The sequence below is a fragment of the Pseudomonadota bacterium genome (assembly GCA_018823135.1).
Classification (GTDB): domain Bacteria; phylum Desulfobacterota; class Desulfobulbia; order Desulfobulbales; family CALZHT01; genus JAHJJF01.
The window spans coordinates 92,155-117,319 of the sequence record JAHJJF010000126.1 but is presented as its reverse complement, the minus strand read 5'-3'; the positions used below and the strand labels follow the sequence as shown (position 1 = coordinate 117,319).

Sequence of the window (25,165 nt, the reverse complement as noted above, 5' to 3'; positions counted from 1 at the left end):
GCCGGGCGATAGAAAAAATTCGGTAATTTCCATAAGGAGGAATAGTAATAATGGCTGTTAAAATTAGACTGAGCAGAATGGGTAGAACAAAGAAACCCTTCTACCGTATTGTTGTCGCGAACTCGGAAGCCCCGAGGGATGGAAAATTTCTCGAGGTTGTCGGGACTTATGATCCAATGAAGGATCCGGTTGAGGTCAAACTTCATCATGACAAGCTGAAAGCCTGGATTGATAAAGGCGCCCAACCTACTGAAACGGTAAAGTCCCTGCTGGAGAGCAATCCGGCGGCACCCGCGGCTGAATAATTGAAGTTTTCCCGCAGCTCCAAGTCTTGTGCTTGCCTGCTATGGGGGATTTCAGTACGTTACGGACAGTGATCAGGTTCGCGTGTTAATGCTCCGAGTGGGTGCTAACCATGCGGCAGATAAGTTCCACAAGGAGTGTAATCTCCGACCAGGAGCTGCGTGGAAGACTCAAAGGTCATAAACCCTCGTTGATCATGTCCTTAACTTTTATAAAAGAGTATGACGCCGGTTAGCCGATCAGCGCTCAAGGCCTGGTCCGGATGTAAGCTGCATTATACTTATTTTAATTATGGATAATAAAAGAGACGCATGAAAGAACTAGTCACTTTTGTAGCACATTCTCTGGTGGACAATCCGGATGACGTTGTCGTTGAAGAGATAGAACGTGACGACACCATCGTTTTCGAGCTTCGGGTCGCCAAGGAAGATCTTGGGAAGGTCATTGGTAAACAAGGGCGGACCGCTCGTGCGATCCGGGCTCTGCTTACAGCTACAGCCAGCAAGAATAATAAAAAAGCCAGACTTGAGATTATGGAATAATCTCGTTCAGCGGCAGATTGATAAGCGTTGATTATGGTTACTCATGAGTGCGAACTCAAAGATCTACCGGATTTTATTCCTTACGGGAAGATTGTCAAGGCTCATGGTATTAAGGGAGAAATTAAGGTTGCTCCTTATTTCAGTTATCCTGATGATCTTCAGTTGCATCAGGAAATAGCTCTGGTTGACACTGAGAAAAATCGTTGTACACTTTGGCCGGTTATCCGCAGCAGGTTTCAGGGGAATAATGCGATCCTCAAACTTGAAGGGATTGAGACCAGGAATGATGCGGAAGAGTGTCGTGGCATCGAGTTGTGGATTGATAAGACTTTAATGCCCCGGCCGGACGATGGGGAATATTACTGGCATGAAATAGAAGGACTCATGATTGAAACCGACGATGGTATCGCCCTGGGCAAAGTATCAGACATCTTTTCCAGCGGCGCTCATGAAGTCTGGGTGGTAACCGGAAAGGGCAGGGAATATCTTATTCCGGCAAAAAAGGAGTTCATCGTCGAAAAAGACGATCAGCAGGGGAAGCTGATTCTTACCCTGCCGCCTGGCTTGCTGGAGATAAATGAAAGTTGATTGTGACGAGTGAATAGTGACCAGTAAAAAACAACATATTCCCTTAACTCATTACTATTTACTCGTTACTTGTCACTATCTTTTAAAGCATGAGATTTGATATTCTCACAATTTTTCCGGATCTGCTGGAATCTCCTCTTCAGGAGGGGATAATCCGCCGGGCAGTCCAGGACGAAAAAGTGAATATTGTTATTCACAATATTCGCGAATTTGCAACTGATAGGCACGCAATGACCGATGACCGGCCCTTTGGCGGCGGGGAAGGCATGGTCATGAAACCCGAACCCATTGCCGCGGCCCTTCAATATGTGCGGCAGCAGGCGGGCATTGGACATGTTGTTTTGTTGAGTCCCCAGGGAAGGCCTTACAACCAGCAAGTTGCGGAGGAATTTTCGCAGAAAAAACATCTTGTGCTGGTCTGTGGCCGTTACGAAGGGGTGGATGATCGGATCAGGGCCCATTATGTGGATGATGAGGTTTCCATCGGAGATTATATCCTTACCGGAGGAGAGCTGGCAGCACTCATCATGATTGATTCCGTTACCCGTCTGCTTCCGGGTGTGCTTGGCTGTTCTGATTCAGCGGCCAACGATACTTTCAGCCGGGGTGTTTTGAAGCACCCGCAGTATACCAGGCCGAGAGTGTTTGAATCACAGGAAGTTCCAGACGTGCTGTTATCCGGTGACCATGCGGCGATTACCGAGTGGCGCCTGAAAGAATCGGTCATGCGCACAAAAAAGAACAGGCCGGACCTGCTGGACAATTCTGTTTTCAGTGATAAAGAGTTGAAGATTTTAAAAAAAAGCGGTCTTATTGATTAATACGGACTCCGGTGATCATCGCCGCACTTGCTGGTGGGAATTCACTGGTGTTCATGCAATAAAGGTATTATCTGTCACATTATGTCTCAGGAGCGACCAGAGCGAAAAATTAAGCTTGATCTGGCACTGGTTCATTATCCTGTTTGTAATAAAAACGGCGAGACCATCGGTTCTGCGGTCACCAATCTTGACCTTCACGATATAGCCAGAGCCAGCAAGACATTCGGCGTTGATACATTATATATCGTGACGCCGTTTGAGGAACAGCGGCATTTTGTTGAAGAAATATTGGACCACTGGCTGCATGGGTATGGCGCCAGGTATAATATAAACAGGAAAGAAGCCCTTTCTCTGGTGCAGGTTTGTGAAGATATACAAACACTGTACGCTCTGGTAACGGAGAAATGGCGGCAACGGCCGACTATTCTTGCCACCAGCGCCAAATCCGCTTCCGGAGGATGGACGTATGAAATGGCGCGGCAGAGGATTTTTGCCGGAGATTCTTTTCTCATATTGTTCGGCACCGGCTGGGGGCTGACAGCGGAAGTCCTGGATGATCTGGATGGGCTTTTGCCGCCGATAAACGGCCGGGGGGATTATAATCATCTTTCAGTACGATCGGCTGCTGCCGTAGTGCTGGATCGGTTAACAGGCAGAGAGTAAGTTTATAAATTACTTTGAATATAAAATATGTTGTACAATTTGAGTGAATGGAGACAGTTATGAGTGTGATTGAACAGATTGAACTAGAAAATATGCGTTATGATATTCCCGAATTTCGTGCGGGGGACACCGTGAAGGTTCATATCCGCATTATTGAGGGAACCAAGGAAAGGGTGCAGATTTTCCAAGGAGTGGTTATTCGCCGGAAAAGAGGCGCCATGAGCGCCAGTTTTACGGTGAGAAAAATTTCCCATGGCGTTGGTGTGGAAAAAACCTTTCCGGCACATTCTCCAAGAATCGAGAAAGTCGAAATTATCACCCTTGGTCGGGTGCGTCGCTCCCGCCTGTATTACCTTCGTAATTTGCGTGGTAAGGCGGCTCGTATCCGTGAAAAGGGTATGAACTGATTAGTGCCTGTCCATGAATGATTTTTTCGGTGTCTCACAGAGTTCGCTTACCTGCCCGATCTCTGTGTCATGCGAAAAAAAATAATGCTCGGGATATCAACCATATGCCTGCGCTTATTTTTTTCGCATTCCTTGACCTCGAACAAAAAAATTCTTTTCTGAACAGACACTGATTTGATGAACAATAGAGAATTGAATTTTCCAGGGTTTTAAGCAAAACGTGGTAAGTGCGGTTTGCGACAGTTATCAGATTGAGCATTATAAAAGACCTTAAGCGGTTTTTATATCCCTTCGCTGTTTATCCTCGGCAGGAAGGCCTGGATAGGCTTTCCTGCTTTTTGTTTGGGGAAGGTGTCGCCCATGAACCTGTTCCAAGGTTTCAACGAAACCGATACGTTTTCATTTGAACGTGAGTTTGCCTGTCAAGGGCATAGGGCCATTGCCGGTGTTGATGAGGCAGGTCGCGGCCCTCTTGCCGGTCCGGTTGTCGCGGCTTGCGTCATCCTTCCGCAACATTGCGATTTTCATAAATTCAAGGATTCCAAGAAACTGTCTCCCTCCGTGAGGGGGAAGTTGTTCCAGGAACTCATGGAATCGGGTTATTCCATCGGCATCGGCGTTGTTTCCGAAACAGAAATAGATCGGCTGAATATCCTTCAGGCATCCCTTCTGGCAATGAAGCTTGCAGTTGAGGATTTATCCACTGCTGCGGATTATCTGCTTGTCGACGGTAAATTCAAGGTTCCCATGCAGATTCCCCAAACCGCTCTGGTCAAGGGCGATTGCCGTTCCGCAACGATTTCCGCCGCATCGATTATTGCCAAGGTGACCCGTGATCAGATGATGGAAAAATATCATGAGATTTTCCCGCAGTATAATTTCAGGAAACATAAGGGGTATCCCACCCTTGAACATCGGAAATACATAGAAATTCACGGCCCCTGCACAATTCATCGAAAAACTTTTAAATGCGTGCGGGAATATATCTGAAATGGCAGCAGATACCAGGCAGACTCTGGGGAAAGTGGGCGAAAGGCTTGCGGAAAACTATTTGATAGCGCAGGGTTATAAAATTCTCATAAGAAATTATCGCACGAAAATCGGTGAGCTTGATCTTATCGCAGAAGATTCCGGGGACCTTGTGTTTGTCGAGGTGAAAACCCGTACCAGCGAATTATTCGGTGCTCCCCATGAAGCAATCACCCGGGCCAAGCAGCAAAAAATTGCACGAACCGCACTTGAATACATGACCCGGAACGGAATAAATGAACGTGCCGCCCGGTTTGATGTGGTCGGCGTAATGTTGCAGAAAAACGGCACACCTCGGATTGAGGTTTTAAAAAATGCTTTTGAAATGTGTTGATACCGGGTTGCATACAAGTTCTAATCTCGCCGCTTTTGCTGCTGTTTGCCGCATCGACGACTCATCGATAAACTTATTTGTATGCATCAGGGGCCTCCCTTCTTGCCGCCTCGTTACCTCTTTGAGTGCAGCTCTCTATGAGAGAATGGGGCGAACGACTTGTTTTCACTGAAAGATTCAAAAAATATTATCGGCATCACCATGGGATGTCCGGTGGGAATCGGACCGGAGATAATTCTCAAGTTCCTGTCGGCAACAAACAATGCGCGGTCTTTCCAGGCAGTGGTCCTTGGGGATTTGAATGTGCTGGAAGCTTGCGCTGCGGGTCTGGGGATTGATGCTGAGATTGTCCCCTGGCAGCCGGGAAGGGAAATCAACCCCCGGGCGGTAAATGTTTTTGCCGGGTCCGACTTTGACCCGCAGAGACTTACCATGGGGAAGCCGGGCTATGAAACCGGCAGGGCAATGGCAGGATACATTGAACATGCGGTGGAAATGCTCCGGCACTCAGAGATTTCCGCCATGGTGACTTGCCCGATAACCAAGAAGGCCCTGCAGGAGGCCGGCATAAATTTTCCCGGTCATACCGAGATGCTTGCTTCTCTTTGTAACTGTGATGAATATGCAATGATGATGGCAGGAAAGAAGCTTCGGGTGGTGCTGGTGACAATTCATTGTCCCTATCGGTCGGTGCCGGGGCTCCTTGCCAAAAATACAATCACCAGAATAATACATATAACCCATGAATCCCTGCAGAGAGATTTCGGCATCATTGCTCCGAAAATAGCGGTTGCCGGTTTGAATCCCCATGGCGGTGAGCACGGTATGTTCGGTGATGAGGAATCCACGCTTATCAGCCCGGCAATTGAGGAGTCAGTTGCCCTGGGAATGAACGTATCCGGGCCCTTTCCTCCTGATACGGTATTTTATCGTGCTGCGAGTGGTGAATTTGACGCGGTGGTGAGCATGTATCACGATCAGGGGCTTATTCCATTTAAACTGCTGCATTTTGCCGATGGTGTTAATGTGACGTTGGGTTTGCCGATTGTCCGAACATCTGTGGACCACGGGACAGCATACGACATCGCCGGAAAGGGTGTGGCCGACCCTTCAAGTCTGGCCGCTGCATTTGAAACAGCAACGGCAATTATCACTAATCGCCGCATCCATACATCTGGTGCTCAATAAATGGAAAAAACCAATCATACTGAAAATATTCAAGACCGGCCAGGAATGCTACTGGTCTTTGAAGGAATAGACGGGACCGGAAAAAGTTCGCAGATTGCCCTTGCTGCCGAAAAACTTTCAGGGATGGGATTTGATGTTGTAACCACCCGGGAACCCACGGATGGAAAATTCGGACAACAGATCAGAAAACTGTATACGCAGCGCGGTACAGTTTCACAAAAACAGGAACTCGATCTTTTTATGGCGGACCGAAAAGAGCACGTTGAGCAGGTCATTGCCCCGGGCTTGAAGGCCGGCAGGATAGTGCTCACCGACCGGTATTATTTTTCAACCGCCGCTTATCAGGGCGCTTCAGGAAACGACCCTGAAAAAATAATTGCTGAAAACGAGAAGTTTGCTCCGACTCCGGATATTGTCTTGTTGATTTCGGTGCCTGTTGCGGTTAGTCTTCACAGGATACAGACACTACGCGGTGAGTCATTGAATGATTTTGAACAGGAATCTAATCTTCGTAAGGTGGATGTCATTTTTGACCAGTTATCTGCAAGGGATTATATTCAAAAGATTGATGGGACAAAATCTCTTGATGAAGTGCATGAAGAGATTATGCGCCATGTAATTAATGCCTTGGGGAAAAAAGGCCTCTGGAATGTTGCCGGCTAAGCTGTTTTTGGCGATTTTTTACATTCGCTAACCTTTGGGACAATACTTATGATAACAGGACCGAGAAAGATATTACTTCTGCTCTGCATAGCTGTTTTTAGCACTTCGTGCAGCAACAGGTATTTACAGGGTACTGCGCAGAATGTTGCGATTAGCGAATCAAGCCACGAGCTTTATGACGAATCGGTTGATCTTGCCTGCGCCTATTTTTACTATCTCTGGGGGAAATCCGCGCAACACGATGAGCGCTACGAGGAAGCCCGCGAAGCCTATGAAAAATCCCTGGTCTGTGACACCAAGGCCGAATTTGTCATGCACAACCTCATCGTCCTTCTGGTGAAAATGGGCAAAAGAGAACAGGCCCTGACTTTGATGGAGAAACTAGCCGTTGACAACCCCCATGATATCAAAACCTTGTCGCTTCTGGCGAACCTTTATGCAGCCATGGGAAAGACCGACAAGGCCGTTGAAACTTACAAGATCTTGATAGAAAAGGATAAAGAGCCCCAGTACTTATTGATGCTCGGGACCCTGTATGGGAGAAACCACCAATACGAAGAAGCAGAGAAAATATTTCTTGATTTACTGAAGTTGGATGATCAGTCGTATATGGGATACTACTATCTTGCAAGACTGTATCGGGAAAACGGCTCCTTTGAGAAAGCCAGGGCGATGTATGAAAAATGTCTTGATCTGAACTGGTCAACACCCCTGGCCTTTGAAATTGCGGAATTTTTCATGCAGGAAAAGAAGGATGACGATGCAATCTCCATATTCAATAAAATACTGGAAAATGAGGATACTGATGAGCGCGCCAGAGGTGAGCTTGCCGGATTATATCTCCGAATGGAGCAACCGGAAAAAGCCCTTGAGGAGCTGCAGAAACTTCGGGAATATGCTTCTGACCGACAGAAGGTTGACCTTTCCATAGGCCGGATTTACCTGGAGCAGGAAAGGTTTAATGAAGCGGTAGAAATATACTCGCGTCTCCTTGAGGAAAGTTCTGAGCCTGAAAATATCAGACCGCTGCTGGCGGCGGCTTTTTATAAGCTTGGCGACAAGCAATCCGCAAAAGATCATTTATCCAAGGTGCATTCTTCTTCGAAAGGATATGAAGAGTCGATGCTGATGCTCGTGCAGATGCTGCAGGAGGAAGACAAGTTTGACGAAGCCATAAAGCTGTTATCGGATTGTATTGCCGATCAGGAGAAGCGGAAAAAAAGTTTTTATCGGAGACTTGCGGATCTGTATAAGAAATCTGATCAGATCGAAAAAGGCAAAGCTGTTTTTGAAGAGGCCATGGCCGAATACCCTTCCGATACAAGAATTCTCTTTGAATACGGAATGTTCCTCGATGAACTTGGTGACTCTGCGGCGGCAACCGAAAGGATGCAACAGATTCTCGCGATCAACCCCCAGGACGCCTACGCATTAAATTATGTGGGGTATATCTGGGCTGAAAAAGGCATCCATTTGCCCAAGGCCCTGGAATATATCCAGCAGGCGGTTGCCCTGCGCCCGGAAGACGGATATATCCGCGACAGCCTGGGTTGGGTTTATTTTAAACAGGGAGAATACCAGCGAGCGGTGGAAGAGCTCGAAAAAGCTTTGTCAATTGAGACTGACGACCCGACCATCAACGAGCATGCAGGTGATGCTTATTTGAAGATCGGCGACAAGGAAAAGGCGCTTGGGGCTTATGAAAAATCCTACGAGTTGTACAGCGATGAAGAAAAGAAACAGAAGGTAAAGGATAAGCTCGATAATTTCACTAAATAATCGTGGAATGAGCGTCTTGCTCTGTTGTTTTTAATGGAAAGGGTTTTCGGTAGTCATACCCCCTCCCTGAGTATGCCAGCCTCTTACAGGAAAATTCAAGAAGAGTGCCTCTCAATCTCACATTTTTTATAACAAGGCTGCGCCGATACTAATTGTCATGAAATTCTTATTAGTTCCTTTTTGCTGCGTAATTGCGGCTTTTTTGTTTGCCGGATGTGCTGTGCTTCCGGATTCAGTGCCGATCCAGGCGGACGAGCGCCAGGTGGTGATTTCATCTTTCAAGGAAATGGTCGCCTCCCAGGGGGAATGCGGATGCTGTTTTGATGCAAATGCCACGGTGTCCCTCCACTCGTTCATGTTTTCCGGCACCATTGACGGCTATCTTCTGGCCAGGGCTTCCTCATCCTTTAAGTTCATCGGTGTGAATCCGCTGGGGCAACCCACGGTGATTCTGACCACGGACGGAACTGCATTCCGGTATATTGCCGTGAGTGAGGCAAAGGGCTATGAGGGAAAGGTCTCTGCCGAGGCGTTTAAACGCTTCGCCCCTGAAGGGTTTGATCCGGAATACGGATATTACTGGTTCATCGGCCGGTTGCGGCCCGGGCGCATTTCCATCGGTGAGATAACCCGATCCACCCAGGGCGAGGGCTACTGGCTTGAAGTAAGGATTGAAAATTCACAAACAGTCAGCCAGGTGCTCTTTGATCCGGAAAAATCAATCATCCTGAGACATATATTATTCAATGATCAGGGGTCGGCGCTCATGGATGTGAGGTATGAAAGATATGCCGGCGATACCTGCCCCCTTCCTGGAAAGGTCATTGTCGAATCGCGGCAGCAGAATGGTTCGCTTACCATTTTTCTTAAATATAATCAGCAGGATGTCAGACTTTCGGAGAAAGATTTCACCGTGAATATTCCCAAGAGATTTGAGAGGGTTACTGTAAAGTGAACCTTGACAGCATTTTACCTCTGGTCAGAAGGCCCAGCCGCTATTGCGGCAATGAATTCAACATTGTCAGAAAAGACTGGCAGAGCGTTGATCTGCGAATTGTTTTCGCCTTTCCTGATATGTATGAAATCGGTATGTCCCATCTGGGTCTGCCCATGCTCTATCATATCATCAATAGCCGCTCCCATCTCCTTGCCGAACGCGTTTACTCCCCGGACAAAGATCTTGAGGATCTGCTGCGTGAAAAGAAGGAGCCGCTGTTTTCTCTGGAGTCCAAGAAACCCCTGGCAGATTTCGACATTATCGGCATAACCCTGCCCTATGAACTCTGTTATACCAATATCCTGACTATTCTGGATCTAGCTGGAATCCCCTTTCGGGCCGCAGAGAGAAATCTTGATTTTCCTCTGGTAATCGGTGGTGGCCCCTGCGCTTTTCACCCGGAGCCGGTGGCTGATTTCTTTGATGCGATATTGCTCGGTGACGGTGAAGAAGCAATTCTTGATCTTGCCGAGGCGGTAAGAGTCGCCAAGTCCTCCGGTCAGAGCAAAGAGGAGTTACTGGAAATTCTCGCGGCGATTGACGGGGTTTATGTGCCGGCTTTTTTTGTACCTGAGTACAACTCGGACAACCGGTTTTGCGGCATGCGTTCTCTCAAACCCGGATATGAAAAGGTGACCAGACGCTTTGTCGCTGATCTTGACGCGGTGCCTTATGAGTCGAAGCCCCTGGTACCCCTTACCAAGATTGTTCACGACCGGCTGGGCATTGAAATAGCCAGGGGCTGCACCCGCGGTTGCCGCTTCTGTCAGGCGGGCATCATTTATCGCCCGGTACGAGAACGATCGCCTGAAAAAATATTCGCCCTTGCCAAAAAAGGTATTGAAGAAGGCGGTTTTGATGAAATCGGCCTGTTGTCCTTGAGCAGCGGCGACTATTCCTGCCTGTCGCCGCTGCTTGTGCAGCTCATGGATCATTTTGTAAAAGATAAGGTGTCCGTGTCCATGCCCTCTCTCCGGGTCGGGTCGTTAACCCCTGAGATGATGGAACAGATCAAGCGGGTCAGGAAGTCCGGTTTTACCCTTGCCCCGGAAGCCGGAACAGACAGGTTGCGGCGGGTGATAAACAAGGGGATTACCGAAGAAGATCTTCTTGAGACATGCCGGGCCGCCTTCAGCCTGGGCTGGAAGCTTATCAAACTGTATTTCATGTTCGGGCTGCCCACGGAAACCGAAGAAGATCTTCAGGCGATTGCCGAACTTGCCCGTAAATCCCTCGCTCTTGCGGGTCGAGGTGCTTTTCAGATCAATGTGAGCGCCGCAACCTTTGTTCCAAAGCCCCACACTCCTTTTCAATGGGAGCCGCAGATTTCTATTGCTCAAGGCTGGGCAAAGATTGATTTTCTTAAAAACCGGCTCAAAGGCAAAGGGCTTCGTCTGAAATGGCATGATCCCAGGCAGAGTTTTCTTGAGGGAGTCATGTCCCGCGGTGACAGAAAACTTTCGCAGGTAATCGAGGATGTCTGGAGGGCAGGGGCAAGATTTGATGCCTGGTCGGATTATTTCCATCTTGAAACATGGTTTCAGGCGGCCACAAAAAATAATATCGATCTGGAAGAATATCTGCGACGCCGGGAAATAGATGAGCCGCTTCCCTGGCAGCATCTGGATTGCGGTGTGGGGGAAGATTTTTTCAGGGATGAGCTGGAAAAATCCCTCAATGAAATCTACACACCTGACTGCCGGGTTCACGGATGCCAGACCTGCGGACTCTGCGATTTCAAGCAGGTGAAACCGGTTTTGATCGATCCCGGAGGAATCGGGCAACCGGTTATTACCGGCAACGCCCATAAATCACAGATTGTCAAGCAACCGGAATCCGGAAAATTTATTTATAAAATTCTCTATTCGCGGACAGGGGACGCAAGGTTTGTCGGTCATCTTGAAATGATCCAGATGTTTTTCCGGCTGTTCAAACGCCTCAAACTGCCCCTTGTTTTCTCAAAGGGTTTTAATCCATCACCGAAAGTCTCCTTCAGCCCGGCTTTGCCTCTGGGCACGGAAAGTTTGGCGGAACATCTTCTGGTCACGGTTGCTGAACCCCTGAAGGACAAAAATGCTTTATTGCAGAAATTAAACGAAAATCTTCCCTCGGGCTTTGCATTGCAATCCATCGAACTTGGGGGGAAACAAGGCGATAAGTTTGAAGTCTGTTATCATGTAAAGTTTCCCAAATCCCCTGATCCCGAACCACTTGAATCTTTCATGCGGCAAAAAGAATTTGTTATCACTCTGGAACGGGGTGGCAGGAAAAAAAGTCTTGATGCGAGAAAACTCGTAACCAGTATCGAGTTGACGGATCAGGATCAGGTGCGTATATGTATGACGGTGGAAGCGAGTGTGCCATCAGTTAAACCTTTGGAACTCCTTCGGATAATCCTTGCTTTGAGCAATGAAGAAATGTATACGGCAAAAGTTATGAAAATATCCTCACGGGAATTGACTTAGAGAAAAAACATGGCCACCGATCTGATTATCAACGCGACATCCTTTGAAATTAGGATTGCCCTTGTGGAATACGGCAATCTTGTGGAGTTTTATCTTGAGCGCCCAACGGAAAAGGGCCTGGTTGGGAATATTTACCGGGGCCGGGTTCGGAGGGTTTTGCCCGGTATGCAGGCGGCTTTTGTGGATATCGGACTTGACCGCACCGGTTTTCTGTATGTCGATGACATTTTCGTCAATCCCGAAGATTACGAGCAGAGAATCTCCAAGCTGGAACAAACCGAGGGAAGGGAGCCTTGCTGCGTAAACGGTTTGCCGGAAAGTCTGCCGCGAGCGGTTCCGGGTGTCGATATAGATGATCTGTTGACCGAGGGGCAGGATATCCTTGTTCAGATCTGCAAGGAACCCATGGGGACCAAAGGCGCCCGCCTGACCAGTCATATCACTCTGCCAAGTAGAAATCTGGTGTTTATGGCCAGCACCGATCATGTCGGTATTTCGAAAAAAATAGATCAAGAGGACGTTCGACAACGATTGCGGGAGGACATCGAAGTGTTGCGGCCCGCCGGAACCGGGTTTATCGTTCGTACTGCCGGGGAAGATGCCTCAAGGGAAGATCTGGAAGCTGACATGGAGTACCTGCTGTATCTCTGGAGCGAGACCCAGGGTCGGGCAAGTAAAGCCTCGGTGCCCAGTCTGGTCTACGAAGATCTGGATATTACACTGCGAACGGTGCGGGATATTTTTACAACCAATGTTGACCGGCTGGTTGTGGATGACCGGAAAACATATGAGCGAGTTCTGGATTTTGTAGATAGATTTGCCCCGCATTTGAAGGAAAAAGTCCATTTTTGCGAAGAAGGGGATTCGGTTTTTGACGTCTACGGAATAGAGATGGACGCAAGCCGGGCCCTTGAAAAGAAAATCTGGCTCCGCTGTGGTGGGTATATTGTTATCGAAACAACCGAAGCATTAACCGTTATAGATGTAAATACCGGGCGTTACGTCGGCAAGGCTGATCTTGAGGAAACTATTTTCAAAACAAACATGGAGGCGGTGAAAGAAATCGCCTATCAGTTGCGACTCAGAAATATCGGCGGCATTATCATAATCGATTTCATCGACATGGAAAATGAAGCGCACCGCGAAGAAATGTTCAAGGCTCTTCAGGAATCCTGCAAGAAAGATAAAAGCCGGATAAACATCCTCAGGGTCTCGGAGTTCGGATTGGTCCAGATGACCAGGAAGCGAAACCGCGAGGATCTGTTCAGGTCCATGAGCGAGTCATGCATCTATTGTCATGGTGAAGGAGTTCTTAAATCCCGCAGATCAATCTGCTATGAAATTTTTAGAAAGATCGTCCGGAACGCCAAAAAAATGCCCGGCACCGAGGTGACGATTAAAGTGCATCCCCATGTTGCTTCATTGATGTTTAAAGATGAATCCGGGACAATAGACAGGCTCGAGGAGGAAACCGGTAAGCGGATCGTTATTGTCCCGAACAAAGACCTTCATATGGAGCGCTATGAAGTTGTTTGGAAAGCCAACTGAGTATCTGGTGGCCATTCAAGGCTCAGCTGACACATCCTGCTTTGCCTTACTGTAACGGTAAGAGTGAAGGCGCAGAATAACAGCTGTAAAAGTAATCCTGTAATAATTTAAAATAGTTATGAGGGATGAAGATATTCTGAGGTCGAAGTTGTTGCAAAAAACTTTGTGTCTTCTGCCTCTGTGCCCGGTTTTTTACATTATAAATATTGCTTCTTTCTCATTGTTAATCCCATTTGTATCTTGACAATTTAATGTTTTGTGGTATTAATCACCGTTTCACACTTTCAAGGCATGGCTGGTTTGAAATTCTGCCGAGCCTGAAGACAAGCGAAATAGAAAATTTTATAAAAATATTGATTTTTATTAGCCATTCCGTGTCAAACCAGAATGGTGCATAAGTAATACAACCGGGAAGCAATTGGCTTAAACCCTGGTGTTGGAGGCAATTATGTACGCAATTATACGAACCGGCGGTAAACAGTATCAGGTCGAATCCGGAGACAAACTCCGTGTTGAAAAAATCAACGGCGATGTTGGTGAGACAATTGAGCTGAATGATGTTCTTCTTGTGGCAGATGGCGAGAATGTCCGGATCGGGCAACCGATGCTTGAAGGCGCCAAAGTCTCTGCCCGGATTGTTGAACAGGGAAAAGACAAAAAGGTTCTTGTGTTTAAAAAGAAAAAACGCAAGGGTTATCAGGTGAAAAACGGCCACAGGCAGTTGTTTACCGGCCTTGAGATTAACGAGATTACGGCATAGCCGTTATCATAAAGAATTTGTATTAACTGAAGAGGTAATCCAATGGCTCATAAAAAAGCGGGCGGAAGTTCAAGAAATGGTCGCGACAGTGCCGGCCAGAGGCGTGGCGTAAAAAGGTTCGGCGGGCAGGAAGTTCGTGCCGGCAGTATCCTTGTACGTCAGTTGGGCACTAAAATTCATCCTGGCCGTAATGTTGGTCTTGGGCGGGATTTTACCCTGTTTGCCAAAATAGACGGCGTTGTTGCGTATGAAGATTTTGGTAGAAATCGTAAACGGGTGTGTGTTTATCCTGTTGAATCAACATCCTGAGGCAAATTCCGAAACGTTGGCTTGCAGCAATGTAAGCCAATGACTTAGGAATTGATACAATCCATATGGCTTTCATCGACGAGGCCAAGTTTTATGTAAAAGCCGGTGACGGCGGCAATGGTTGTGTCAGTTTCAGGCGCGAGAAATATGTTCCCAAAGGCGGCCCTGACGGCGGAGACGGCGGTCGGGGCGGTTCTGTTTTTATTGAGGCGTCCAAACGCCTCTTTTCTCTTTTGGATTTCCGATTTAAATCCCATTTTATTGCTGAAAACGGCACCCATGGCCATGGAAAGAAAATGCATGGCCGTAAGGGCGAGGATTTCACTCTGTACGTTCCCCTTGGCTCAGTGATTAAAGATGCCGAAACTAAAGAAGTTCTTGCCGACCTGAGTGAGGATGGTGAACAGATCATGATCGCTGCTGGTGGCACTGGCGGCGGCGGTAATGTTCATTATGCTTCCGCCAGAAATCGTGCTCCGAGGATTGCAGGCAAGGGCAAACCAGGGGATGAGCACTGGCTGCGCATCGAATTGAAGCTGCTTGCGGATGTGGGACTCATCGGCCTTCCCAACGCCGGGAAATCAACCCTCCTTTCAAAACTTTCCGCTGCAAACCCAAAGGTTGCCGACTACCCGTTTACAACCCTTGAGCCTCAGCTTGGGGTGTTGAATTTTGACGACAATCGGCCATGTATCATTGCCGACATTCCCGGGCTCATCGAAGGCGCCCACCTTGGCGCCGGATTGGGGCACAAGTTCTTAAGGCATATAGAACGAACCAGGGTTCTTCTGCACGTCATCGACGCATCGGGGCAGGACGGCAACGCCCCTTTAGACCAGTTTCAAACCCTTGAAGATGAATTGCGCAAATTCAATGAAGAGCTCATTGGGAGAACCAGGCTTGTGTTACTGAACAAGGTCGATCTCCTGGCCGACAAATCCGCTGAAAAGAAACTGGTCCGCCAATTCAAGAATAAAGAAATCAGGACACTGTCGATTTCTGCGTTAAACGGCGACGGTCTTGAAAAACTCAAGGAAGAACTGGCAAAAGCTCTGGAAGAGTAGTGACAGTTCCTGCTTGATATGGCACCGGCGAGGCGGAATAATTACCCGCCGGCCATCAAAAAATCCCCTATAAATCAATTGATCAATTCCTGCACTTACACTATTATACTCAGCGTCCCAAGTCCGATCCATCTTGGCATGCAGTGTGTCTCTCTGCGACGGTCTGCTTACAGCGCAGGAAGGCTGCTCCGCCAGCATCCTCGCTCGTTTCTTGCCTGACCAGGCGCCTCGAACTTGTGTCACTGTGTTATATGTCCCTCTAATAACAAATTACAAAATACAGGTCAGATGAAAACCGGACTCTCCAGGCAACAAGGAATGTCATATCGGGAAAAACATCTCGCTTCAGCGCGACGCGTGGTGATTAAGGTGGGAAGCGCCGTCCTCACCTCGGAAAACGGCTTGAACCATGATGTGATGCACAACCTTGCCAAGGGGATTCATTATCTCCGGGATCAGGGACGAGAGGTAATTCTGGTCAGTTCCGGGGCAGTTGCTGCGGGCAGGAAAAAACTCGGTTTGAAAAACAGGCCCATCGGCCTCCGGGAAAAACAGGCTGCTGCAGCCGCGGGCCAGAGTAGTCTGATGCGCGCCTATGAAGATATTTTTCAAGGCCTTGGCATCAAGGTTGCGCAGGTGCTGCTTACCCATGACGATCTTTCCCATCGTGACCGCTATCTCAATGTTCGAAATACGCTTTTCACCTTGTTGGATTGGGGTCTTGTGCCGATCATTAATGAAAATGATACGGTCTCGGTTGAAGAATTGCGGTTTGGTGACAATGATACCCTTGGCGCCATGGTCACCAATATGACCGAGGCTGATATGTTTGTCTGTCTCACCGATGTTGCCGGACTTTTTACCGGGAATCCGCAGACCGATTCTGAGGCGAAACAGGTCTACACCGTGGTCAAGGTTGATCAGGAAATTCAGGGGATGGCCGGCAATGTTGCCAGTGCCCTGGGAACCGGAGGGATGCTCAGTAAGATCATGGCGGCCAAGACGGTCTCGGCTCGTGGCGGCAGTTCCTTTATCGGACCGGGTACGCAAAAGGATATTATCAGGCTCCTTTTTTCCGGAGAGCCTGTTGGCACTTTTTTTCTTCCCCAGAAGGAAAAAATGCACAGCCGTAAACACTGGATCGCTTATACCTTGCGACCTAAAGGCTCACTGGTGCTTGATCCTGGCGCCTGCAGGGCCATAATTGCCGGCGGGAAAAGCCTGCTTCCCTCAGGGATTATCGAGGTTCGGGGAACATTCGGAGTCGGCGCGCCGGTCCATTGTCTGGATTCAAATAATAATCCGATTGCCACTGGACTGGTGAATTACAAATCCACTGATATAGAAAAGATCCAGGGCGTTCAGACCTCGCAGATCGAGAACAGACTCGGATATAAAGACAGTGATGAGGTTATTCATCGGGATAATCTGGTCATCTTATAGGGGTAACCGTCCAGCAGCACCGCATCTTTTGATGATCAGGACTTCCGGCATAGGGGACTATAGCCGGAAGTCCTGATCATCAAAATCTACAGCACTGATGAACGGTTACTTGAAATGAAAAAATGTGAATTCAATTGTAAAAGGATTTACTTTATTCAGGGTAAATCCCGGCAGCTTGAAGACCAGTGCTTGTTTGCTGCGACTATAAATCAACAAGGAGAGATAGATGTCTGTGCAGGAAATAATCGAATCCATGGCGGATAAGGCAAAAAACGCCTCAAGGAATCTTGCCGCTCTTTCAACTGAGGTTAAAAACCGGGTGCTTGTCCGGATGGCTGAGGCGTTGACCGAGCAGCAGGATTTCATCAGGCAGGAAAATGAAAAGGATCTGATTGCCGGCAGGGAGAAAGGGTTGTCTGCTGCAATGCTTGACCGGCTTGAGCTCTCGGACAAGGTTATGGATTCCATGCGGGCCGGACTCCTTGAAGTCGCAGCCTTACCTGACCCGGTGGGCGAAATTGACGAAATGGCCAGACGTCCCAACGGCATGATGGTTGGCCGCATGCGTATTCCTCTGGGGGTTATCGGCATGATTTACGAATCACGGCCGAATGTCACTGTTGATGCAGCAGCGTTATGTCTGAAATCAGGCAATGCGGTAATCCTCCGAGGAGGATCCGAGGCGATTCACTCAAATCTGGCATTATCCAAAGTTCTGCAGGATGTTCTGGCCAAGGAGAATATCGACTCGGCCGTGATTCAGGTCATTCCGGTCATTGAGCGGCAGGCAGTAAATATTCTCCTGACTCTTGACGAAAAGATTGATCTGATAATTCCCCGCGGCGGCGAAGGATTGATTCGTTTTGTGGCTGAAAATTCACGGATACCGGTGCTTAAACATTATAAGGGTGTGTGCCATATTTTTGTTGATAAGGATGCGGATATGCAAATGGCCACCAATATTGTGATGAATGCCAAGGTGCAGCGTCCCGGAGTCTGTAATTCCCTGGAGGCGCTTCTGGTCCATGAAGAAATTGCCGAACGTTTTCTGCCCCATGTTGCGGCGCAACTGACTGCTGCCGGCGTTGAATTGCGCGGCTGCCCGAAAACCTGTCAGTTGCTGCCTGACGCCAAACCGGCAAAGCAGGAAGACTGGGGCATGGAGTTTCTTGATCTGATTCTTGCGGTCAAGGTTGTGCCGGACATGGACGCCGCCATGGACCACATTGCCCGGTACGGCTCACAGCATACCGAGTCAATAATCACTGCAAATTATGCCAATGCCCAGCGTTTCCTGAAAGAAGTCGACGCTTCAGCGGTCATGGTCAACGCCTCGACCCGCTTCAGCGACGGCGGCCAGTTCGGCCTCGGTGCCGAGATCGGTATCAGTACAACCAAACTTCATGCATATGGTCCCATGGGCTTGAAGGAATTGACCACTCGGAAGTTTATTGTCTACGGTGATGGTCAAATACGAACCTGAGCCGCTGCAGGCTTGATTGGCGATGAAGATGGATCTGCCGCAAAGTTTGGGAAAAAGAACAGGGCTGCTTGGCGGGACGTTTGATCCGGTCCATAACGGCCATCTCGCTGCGGCGGAAACTGTATTAAACGCGTTACAACTTGATTCCGTACTCTTCATCCCCGCAGCCAGGCCGCCCCATAAGCTGGCCCAGCCTCCAGCACCTTTTGCCTCTCGTCTGGCCCTACTACGCCTTGCCCTGCAGGGGAAAAAGACGTTTTTTGTCACCGAACTTGAAGCGGCAAGAAACGGTCTTTCCTATACGATCAACACCCTTAAAGATCTTCGTGAAAAGGTCCCGGCCGATACACAGCTTTTTTTTATCATCGGTATTGATGCCTTTCTTGAGATTACCACCTGGAAGGCGTATTCGGACCTGCCCTTGTTTGCTCATCTGGTGATTATTGATCGGCCGCCTTTTAAGCTTGATAAGCTCGCTCATTTTATTTCAAGAAATTTCAGCCGTTATACTTTTTCACCCCGGGAAAAGGCTTGGGTTTCGGAAGAATGTCCCGGGAAATTAATCCCCCTTACCATGGAGCCGGTGCCGGTTTCTTCAACGGACATCAGGGAAAGGATTGGCCAAGGTGATTCGATTGACCAACTTGTTCACCCTGATGTGGAAAAATATATTCAGATGAATGGATTGTACAAACCTGCCTGATTCTCTCGGCATTTTCAGCCTGCCGGTTGAATTATGCAGACCGGTTAGGATTAATACTATTAATTGTTGTTTGACATCTATTAATAGTTAAATGTAGTATTATGGCGAAGTTTGATTCTGTACCTCCGCATTATTTAATCACTTATATATTTACTGATTATGATCCGATCACTTAAAAAGAGTTGTTTGTCCAGTCTGATGTTGTTGGCCATCATTGCCATCCCATTTGCTTCCATGGCAGAGGACGAACAGCAATTTCCGCTCCGCAGCAGCTACCCGTTTCTCACCGGTATTGATAGCAAATCACTTGCTGAAATATTTGATTCGGCAATTAAGATTGATTCCAGGAATCAAATGGAATTTTCGGTTATCAGGATGACCGGAGCCATTAATATCCCTGCCGACCGAATGAACCAGGAGCAACTCCTTGCTTTGCGCCCCAAAACAAGTCCTGTGCCGATAGTTTTTTACTGCAACGGTATCACCTGCCCCAAGAGCTATAAGGCTGCTGATAAAGCGGTTGACTGGGGATTTGAAAATGTAAAAATTTATGAGAGCGGTATTTTTTCCTGGTCAAAGGATTATCCTGAGAAAACAGATTTTTTCGGCAAAATCCTGTCAGCAACTGAGATGGAAGATATGGTTCTTAACCCGGAACGCTTTGAAAAGGTCCTGCTGACTCCGGAAAAATTCATCGAAAAAGTACACAGCGGCCAGTACCGAATTATTGATATCCGTGACACCAATGAGAGGTTTGATAAGCCTTTCCGTCTGCCGAGGGTTCTGGTCCTGTCTTTTGACAGCCTTGTGCAGCTTCTTGAAAAAAAGAGCAGCGCCATACCACGGGAACACGTGCTGGTCATTGATAATGTCGGAAGACAGGTTAAATGGCTGCAGTATTTTTTTGAGAAGGAGGGAGTGAAGGAATATTATTTCCTCAAAGGCGGTATGCGAAAGTGGATTGAGGAAGGTTATGATTCATCTGGGCATAAACTTTCTTGAAATCAGCTGTTGGTAAAATATGCTGTTGTGGTCTAATTGATGTTAATCAGCACCCGTTCAATAATTTCATTGAGTTTTTTTGAAGTGATGGGTTTGGCAAGATAGTCATCCATGCCTGCCGCCAGACATTTTTCACGATCACCTTTCATGGCATTTGCGGTTAATGCAATAATCGGCAGGTGACCACCCGAGCCTTTCTCCTTTTCACGGATAAGACGGGTTGCCTCAAGGCCGTCCATTTCAGGCATTTGAACATCCATCAGAATCAGATCAAATTTGTTTTTCTCCGTGGCTTCCACGGCAAGCCTGCCGTTTACCGCACTGTATACATCCCAACCATTCTTCTTGAGCAGCGCCTGGGCAAGTTTCTGGTTTATGGGGTTGTCTTCGGCTACCAGGACACTTAATTGAATCCCTTCAAGGGGGTGCTGTTTTCTGCTGCCCATGCTGAGTTTGCCTCTGATTATTGCGCGCTCTTCTCTCAGCATATGCCGTGTTATAAGATCTCTGTTTAAGGCGGAGTGGTCGCTGAGGCTCTTCATGATCATATCAAAGAGCTCGGACTGGCCAAAAGGCTTGGGCAGATATGCGTCAACACCCAACTCCCGGCAACGGGCTCCATCTCCCTTGACACCCATGGAAGTGAGGATGACAAGCGTCAGACCGGCAAGACACGGTTCGTTTTTTATGAGCTGGGTCACTGCAAAACCGTCCATGTCCGGCATTTGAAAATCCAGAATCAACAGACGATATGGATTATTGCCCGTGGCCTCTTTTTTGAGGGTCGCGAACCCTTCTTTCCCAGAGGAAACCGCATCAGGACTCATCCCCCAGTTGGTGAGCATTTCCGTCAGGATGAGACGGTTTGTGGTATTGTCATCAATTACCAGGACGCGCATGCCGCTGATATTAGGAGGTTTAATATAAACAGGGGTTGCCGAGCCTTTTTGTTTTCTGAAGGTCAGTGAAAAATAAAAAGTGCTTCCTTTGCCCACGTCACTTTCAACCCAGATGGTGCCGCCCATGAGTTCAATGAGCTGTCGGGAAATAGTGAGTCCGAGGCCGGTGCCGCCGTATTTTCTGGTGCTGGAAGCATCGGCCTGGGTGAAGCTTTCAAAAAGGCTCTCGATCCTTTCAGTTTTAATGCCGATCCCGGTGTCGTGTACCGAAAAAGAAAGATAGATCGAATCCTCTTTTTCGCTTTCTTTTTCAACCCGCACAACCACTTCGCCTTTTTCAACAAATTTTACGGCATTGCCGATGAGATTGGTAAGGACCTGGCGAATTCTGCCGGGGTCGCCGATCAGTCCGTCATGAATGTCCTGTGGAATGTGGCAGATAAGTTCAATTTTTTTGGTGTGGGCTTGCAGGGCAAAGTCCTTTGTCGTTCTTTCAACGAGATGTGACAGGCTGAAATCAATTGCTTCAATTTCAAGTTTGCCCGCTTCTATTTTTGAATAATCAAGAATTTCGTTGATTATGCCGAGCAGCGATTCGGAAGATGCTCTGGCCATGAGCAGGAAATCCCGCTGTTCATCGTTAAGTTTGGTTTGCAGGACGAGATCGGTCATACCCATGATGCCATTCATCGGTGTACGTATTTCATGGCTCATGTTAGCAAGAAAATGACCTTTGGCAATGTTGGCTGCTTCGGCCGCTTCTTTGGCCTTCTGCAGTTCATCCACAACTTTTTTCCTTTCAGTAATGTCAAGAGCTGAGCAGACAACTTCTTCGATCCGGTCGGTTTTTTCGTTATTCACCGGCGAGGCTGAAAAAAGAACCGGAATCTCGTGGTTGTCCTTGGTCAGGAATGAGGTCTCGATGCTGCTTACTTCATTTTTTTCAAAAACAATGCTCCACAGGGTATTGGCAAAGCCCGAGCGTTCATTGGGGCTGAGAATCTTTTCAACGGTGTGTCCCAAGAGCTCATCCTCCTGATATCCCAGCATGGTGCATAACGCTGTATTCACCCTTGTTATTCGTCCGTCCCTGGTGATGATCAGCAAAGCATTGATCATTGATTTTATGATATTTTCAGTATAAGACGCCGAGTTTATCAATTCATCGCGGTATAGACTGAGGTTCTTCGCCATTCTGGCAAAGCCGGTTGTGAGTTCACCGATTTCGTCTTTGGTGGGCGGCGGGAGAGTGACATTAAGATTTCCTTCCCCTATGTTGGAAGCGGCGTCTTTTAGCACGGTAATGGGCCGAGAAATTTTTCGTGAAATAATTATTCCGGCAATTATCGCGAAAATAAACGACAGGAAACTTACGATAAAGATAGTTGTCAAGGATTGGGAAATTGAATCGAGGAGTGTTTTTTTCCTATGTTGGAATATTTTCTTTTCTTGCTCTAATACGCTGTTTATCGAGTTCAGGAAAAGCCGTTCGCTCTTGTCAAATTCTTCTTTTATTTTTAGTATTTCTTCACCTGTTATGCCGCTTGCCTTCATTTCAAGGATGATATCGCTGATTTCAAGCAGCCTTTGACCGGTGTTGTCGATAAACCTCAGGTAGCTGGCTTTGTCCGGGTGAAGGGTTGTGATCAGTTGAGCATAATGATCAAAGGCAATGTAATACTGTTCTTTGCCCTCGATGATCAGTTTCATGGCATCGAAATAGAGGTCGTTATCTAATCGAGATTGGCGTGTGGAAGTGAAGCCGGTTGATTTGAGCAGCGCTTCTTTTTCAGAGTTGAAAAAAGCGTATTCCACTGTCGATGTAACAATTCTGAGGCCTGCAAAACGAAGATTTTCCAAAGCCTCGATGACCGGCATGGTTTCGTTTGCAACATTGCTGAACTCATCCTGGATGAGTCGGGTCATCCCGTGACCTATAAATCCTATGACCACGGTAAGGAGTGCAATGAGAAAAAAACCGAGTATTAATTTATTGCGAATACTCATTAATCTTCAATTCTATTGTTAGTTTGGCGGTGGTTGTCAATTTTGATTGACCAGAGATATGTAATTATTTTAATTCGTTATAAAAATAACTTCGCTTGACTTTCCAGTGCTGTCCGTTTTACAAAAAAGGTACGGCAAGGTATTAATTACTGTTTTCATGCAGGCTTGGAGTTACATTGTATCGGGAAGCACCGGAGTAGAGTTTATATGCCAACGTCATCGGCTTAGCAGTAGATACCGCACTTGTTAACCTTATAAAGAAATTATTCTCAAACTGTTAAACAAATTTACCATACACGAGTGGTTTTGTCTAAAAAATGCCATTTACTCTTTTTTCTGCCAACAAATCTCTTACTTCTAAACTGGTAACAGCAGTAAGCCTGATTATCGGTGTCGGCTCTTTTATCTTCTGGTTCACAATTATCAAAGAAGAAGAAAAGCATCTTATGGAGGATGCGCAGGCATATGTGAAATCATCTTCCGAAATGGTAAGCATGAGCCTCAGTCGCGATATGCTTTTAGGAAGCGTTGAGGCGCTACAGAAGGCCATAGAGGTCATTTCAAGCTCCGAAATAATAGATAATGTCCGAATAATCAGGCCTGACGGGAAGATTGCCTATTCTTCGTTGGAAAATGAAATCGGTTTCACATTGGAAAAAATAAGCAGCACCTGCCGACAATGCCATCCGGAGTCGGATGAAGTGCGGTTGCCGGTTTCCGGTCACAAGCAGTGGGTCGTTCATCAGGAGGATGGTTCCCGACTGTTGACTTATGTCGAACCCATCGCCAACGATACCGCGTGTTATACTGCTTCCTGCCATTTTCACGATGAACAGGATAAGGTGCTCGGCTTGATGATGACCGATTTTTCCCTCCAGTCCTATGATGACAGGATTAAAAAACAGACGATCAAGACCTCTGTCTACATTTTTCTTTTTATTGCGCTGATTGCCGGCTTGATTTCTCTCATCCTCTGGAAAATTATTCTTAAACCGGTGGGTGCGCTCTCCAAGGGGATGAAAAGTGTTTCAGAAGGGGATCTTTCGCACAGGGTGGAATTGTCTTCCAAAGATGAAATTGGCCGCCTTGCCCTGGCATTTAATGATATGAGCCACGAATTAAGCGTCGCAAGAAAGAAAATGGAACAATGGACGCAGCGACTGGAAGAAGAAGTTGAGAAGAAAACCTCGGAAATCAGAAAAACCCAGGACAAGCTCGTGCAGGCAGAGAAAATGGCGGCCCTCGGGCGTTTGACTGCGGACATTGCGCACCAGATTCGAAATCCTCTTTCGGCCCTCGGCGGTTTCGGCAGGAGATTGTTGAAGCTTGCCTCTTCGGAAAAACAGGAAGCCTATGCCGAGATTGTTGTTTCCGAAGCCGAAAGGCTTGAAAGAATTCTCAGGGACGTTCTGGTTTTTTCCTGGGAGCCGAAAATGACATTTGAACGGCATAGCCTCGACAGTGTCGTAAATGATGCGGTAAATCTCTTTCGTGAAATGCTTGAAGAATTGAATATTGCAGTTGATTATAAAAACAACACTGATCTTACCGTGATGATCGACGCCGAACAGGTCAGACAGGCGGTAATCAACCTGATTTCAAATGCAATGGATGCCATGCCCGATGGAGGAACTCTCTCGATTGAAGTCACTTCCGAAGAAATACATCATGTGGTTTGTCTTGCGGTTCATGTTTCAGATAGCGGACCCGGGGTGAATACAGAGTTTCTCGGTTTGATTTTTGAGCCCTTTTACACAACGAAAAAAGCCGGCCAGGGCACCGGCCTTGGGTTATCGATCAGCAAAAAAATTGTGGAGGAGCATGGCGGCTCTATCCGGGCAGGAAACAGAAAAGAGGGCGGCATGGAAGTAAGTCTTTATTTCCCGTATCAGAGCAGGGAGGATGATGGAAAAATCCCGTGCTGGGAATTCATGCAATGCGGCCGAGATAAAAACAGTGAACTCAAATGCCCCTCATACCCGCATTACGGCAGGGTGTGCTGGGTTGTTGCCGGAACCTTGTGTGCTGGTAAAGTGCAGGGCACCTTTGCCCAGAAAATCACCGACTGCAAGCAATGTAAATTCTATATACAGGTAACCGATGGCCTGCCGTTTCTTGATTTCAAGAATTTTTCCTGAAAAAGTCTTACAGAATTCTGACTCCAAGTA

At 47.5% G+C, this 25,165-nt stretch carries 23 protein-coding genes; 22 read left to right on the top strand and 1 reads right to left on the bottom strand.

Translation table 11 applies throughout. The annotated features are described in order from the left end of the window. Nucleotides 1-50 precede the first annotated feature (50 nt). From rpsP to KKE17_13345, 21 genes are all read left to right on the top strand, one after another. Nucleotides 51-305 (top strand): 30S ribosomal protein S16, encoded by a 255-nt coding sequence (gene rpsP, locus KKE17_13445; protein MBU1711001.1) that lies wholly within the window; start codon nucleotides 51-53, stop codon nucleotides 303-305. Nucleotides 306-614: 309 nt separating this feature from the next. Beyond that, complete coding sequence (locus KKE17_13440; GenBank protein ID MBU1711000.1) at nucleotides 615-845, top strand: KH domain-containing protein; 231 nt, start codon at nucleotides 615-617, stop codon at nucleotides 843-845. A gap of 33 nt (nucleotides 846-878) precedes the next feature. Next, a complete protein-coding gene (gene rimM, locus KKE17_13435; protein MBU1710999.1) occupies nucleotides 879-1,433 on the top strand; it encodes a ribosome maturation factor RimM in 555 nt (184 codons plus the stop codon). Nucleotides 1,434-1,522: 89 nt separating this feature from the next. Further along, on the top strand, nucleotides 1,523-2,254 hold the full coding sequence (gene trmD, locus KKE17_13430) for a tRNA (guanosine(37)-N1)-methyltransferase TrmD (protein MBU1710998.1): 732 nt from the start codon (nucleotides 1,523-1,525) through the stop codon (nucleotides 2,252-2,254). An 81-nt stretch (nucleotides 2,255-2,335) separates the two neighbouring features. Then, a complete protein-coding gene (locus KKE17_13425) occupies nucleotides 2,336-2,917 on the top strand; it encodes an RNA methyltransferase (GenBank protein MBU1710997.1) in 582 nt (193 codons plus the stop codon). Between the two features lie 59 nt (nucleotides 2,918-2,976). Continuing rightward, nucleotides 2,977-3,324: a 50S ribosomal protein L19 gene (rplS, locus tag KKE17_13420; protein MBU1710996.1), complete on the top strand. Its 348-nt coding sequence runs from the start codon at nucleotides 2,977-2,979 to the stop codon at nucleotides 3,322-3,324. Between the two features lie 360 nt (nucleotides 3,325-3,684). Continuing rightward, nucleotides 3,685-4,314: a ribonuclease HII gene (locus tag KKE17_13415; GenBank protein ID MBU1710995.1), complete on the top strand. Its 630-nt coding sequence runs from the start codon at nucleotides 3,685-3,687 to the stop codon at nucleotides 4,312-4,314. A 1-nt stretch (nucleotide 4,315) separates the two neighbouring features. Next, entirely contained in the window at nucleotides 4,316-4,687 is a 372-nt protein-coding gene (locus KKE17_13410) for a YraN family protein (protein MBU1710994.1), read from the top strand. A gap of 201 nt (nucleotides 4,688-4,888) precedes the next feature. Further along, nucleotides 4,889-5,875, top strand: a complete 987-nt coding sequence (gene pdxA / locus KKE17_13405; protein ID MBU1710993.1) for a 4-hydroxythreonine-4-phosphate dehydrogenase PdxA — start codon at nucleotides 4,889-4,891, stop codon at nucleotides 5,873-5,875. Further along, nucleotides 5,876-6,538, top strand: a complete 663-nt coding sequence (tmk, locus tag KKE17_13400; protein MBU1710992.1) for a dTMP kinase — start codon at nucleotides 5,876-5,878, stop codon at nucleotides 6,536-6,538. 48 nt (nucleotides 6,539-6,586) lie between these two features. Continuing rightward, nucleotides 6,587-8,317, top strand: a complete 1,731-nt coding sequence (locus tag KKE17_13395) for a tetratricopeptide repeat protein (protein ID MBU1710991.1) — start codon at nucleotides 6,587-6,589, stop codon at nucleotides 8,315-8,317. Between the two features lie 157 nt (nucleotides 8,318-8,474). Beyond that, entirely contained in the window at nucleotides 8,475-9,272 is a 798-nt protein-coding gene (locus tag KKE17_13390; protein ID MBU1710990.1) for a DUF4292 domain-containing protein, read from the top strand. Then, the gene (locus KKE17_13385; GenBank protein MBU1710989.1) at nucleotides 9,269-11,779 is read left to right on the top strand and encodes a TIGR03960 family B12-binding radical SAM protein; all 2,511 of its coding nucleotides are present in this window, start codon (nucleotides 9,269-9,271) and stop codon (nucleotides 11,777-11,779) included. Before KKE17_13390 ends, KKE17_13385 begins: the two co-directional genes overlap by 4 nt. 9 nt (nucleotides 11,780-11,788) lie before the next feature. Beyond that, nucleotides 11,789-13,327, top strand: a complete 1,539-nt coding sequence (locus tag KKE17_13380) for an Rne/Rng family ribonuclease (GenBank protein ID MBU1710988.1) — start codon at nucleotides 11,789-11,791, stop codon at nucleotides 13,325-13,327. A 448-nt stretch (nucleotides 13,328-13,775) separates the two neighbouring features. Continuing rightward, a complete protein-coding gene (rplU, locus tag KKE17_13375) occupies nucleotides 13,776-14,087 on the top strand; it encodes a 50S ribosomal protein L21 (protein MBU1710987.1) in 312 nt (103 codons plus the stop codon). Between the two features lie 42 nt (nucleotides 14,088-14,129). Further along, nucleotides 14,130-14,396, top strand: coding sequence for a 50S ribosomal protein L27 (gene rpmA / locus KKE17_13370; protein MBU1710986.1), 267 nt, complete (start codon nucleotides 14,130-14,132; stop codon nucleotides 14,394-14,396). 65 nt (nucleotides 14,397-14,461) lie between these two features. Further along, nucleotides 14,462-15,460, top strand: a complete 999-nt coding sequence (obgE, locus tag KKE17_13365; protein ID MBU1710985.1) for a GTPase ObgE — start codon at nucleotides 14,462-14,464, stop codon at nucleotides 15,458-15,460. A 288-nt stretch (nucleotides 15,461-15,748) separates the two neighbouring features. Beyond that, a complete protein-coding gene (gene proB / locus KKE17_13360) occupies nucleotides 15,749-16,903 on the top strand; it encodes a glutamate 5-kinase (protein MBU1710984.1) in 1,155 nt (384 codons plus the stop codon). A gap of 226 nt (nucleotides 16,904-17,129) precedes the next feature. Beyond that, nucleotides 17,130-18,386 carry a glutamate-5-semialdehyde dehydrogenase gene (locus tag KKE17_13355; protein ID MBU1710983.1) on the top strand — a complete coding sequence of 419 codons (1,257 nt, stop codon included), beginning with the start codon at nucleotides 17,130-17,132 and terminating at the stop codon, nucleotides 18,384-18,386. Between the two features lie 28 nt (nucleotides 18,387-18,414). Further along, the gene (gene nadD / locus KKE17_13350; protein ID MBU1710982.1) at nucleotides 18,415-19,089 is read left to right on the top strand and encodes a nicotinate-nucleotide adenylyltransferase; all 675 of its coding nucleotides are present in this window, start codon (nucleotides 18,415-18,417) and stop codon (nucleotides 19,087-19,089) included. A gap of 186 nt (nucleotides 19,090-19,275) precedes the next feature. After that, nucleotides 19,276-20,091, top strand: coding sequence for a hypothetical protein (locus KKE17_13345; protein ID MBU1710981.1), 816 nt, complete (start codon nucleotides 19,276-19,278; stop codon nucleotides 20,089-20,091). Between the two features lie 32 nt (nucleotides 20,092-20,123). Here KKE17_13345 and KKE17_13340 read toward each other — a convergent pair whose 3' ends face one another. Continuing rightward, on the bottom strand, nucleotides 20,124-22,997 hold the full coding sequence (locus KKE17_13340) for a response regulator (GenBank protein MBU1710980.1): 2,874 nt from the start codon (nucleotides 22,995-22,997) through the stop codon (nucleotides 20,124-20,126). A gap of 317 nt (nucleotides 22,998-23,314) precedes the next feature. On the opposite strand from KKE17_13340, the gene KKE17_13335 reads away from it, so the two are divergent. Further along, complete coding sequence (locus KKE17_13335; protein ID MBU1710979.1) at nucleotides 23,315-25,135, top strand: HAMP domain-containing protein; 1,821 nt, start codon at nucleotides 23,315-23,317, stop codon at nucleotides 25,133-25,135. Nucleotides 25,136-25,165: the final 30 nt, after the last annotated feature.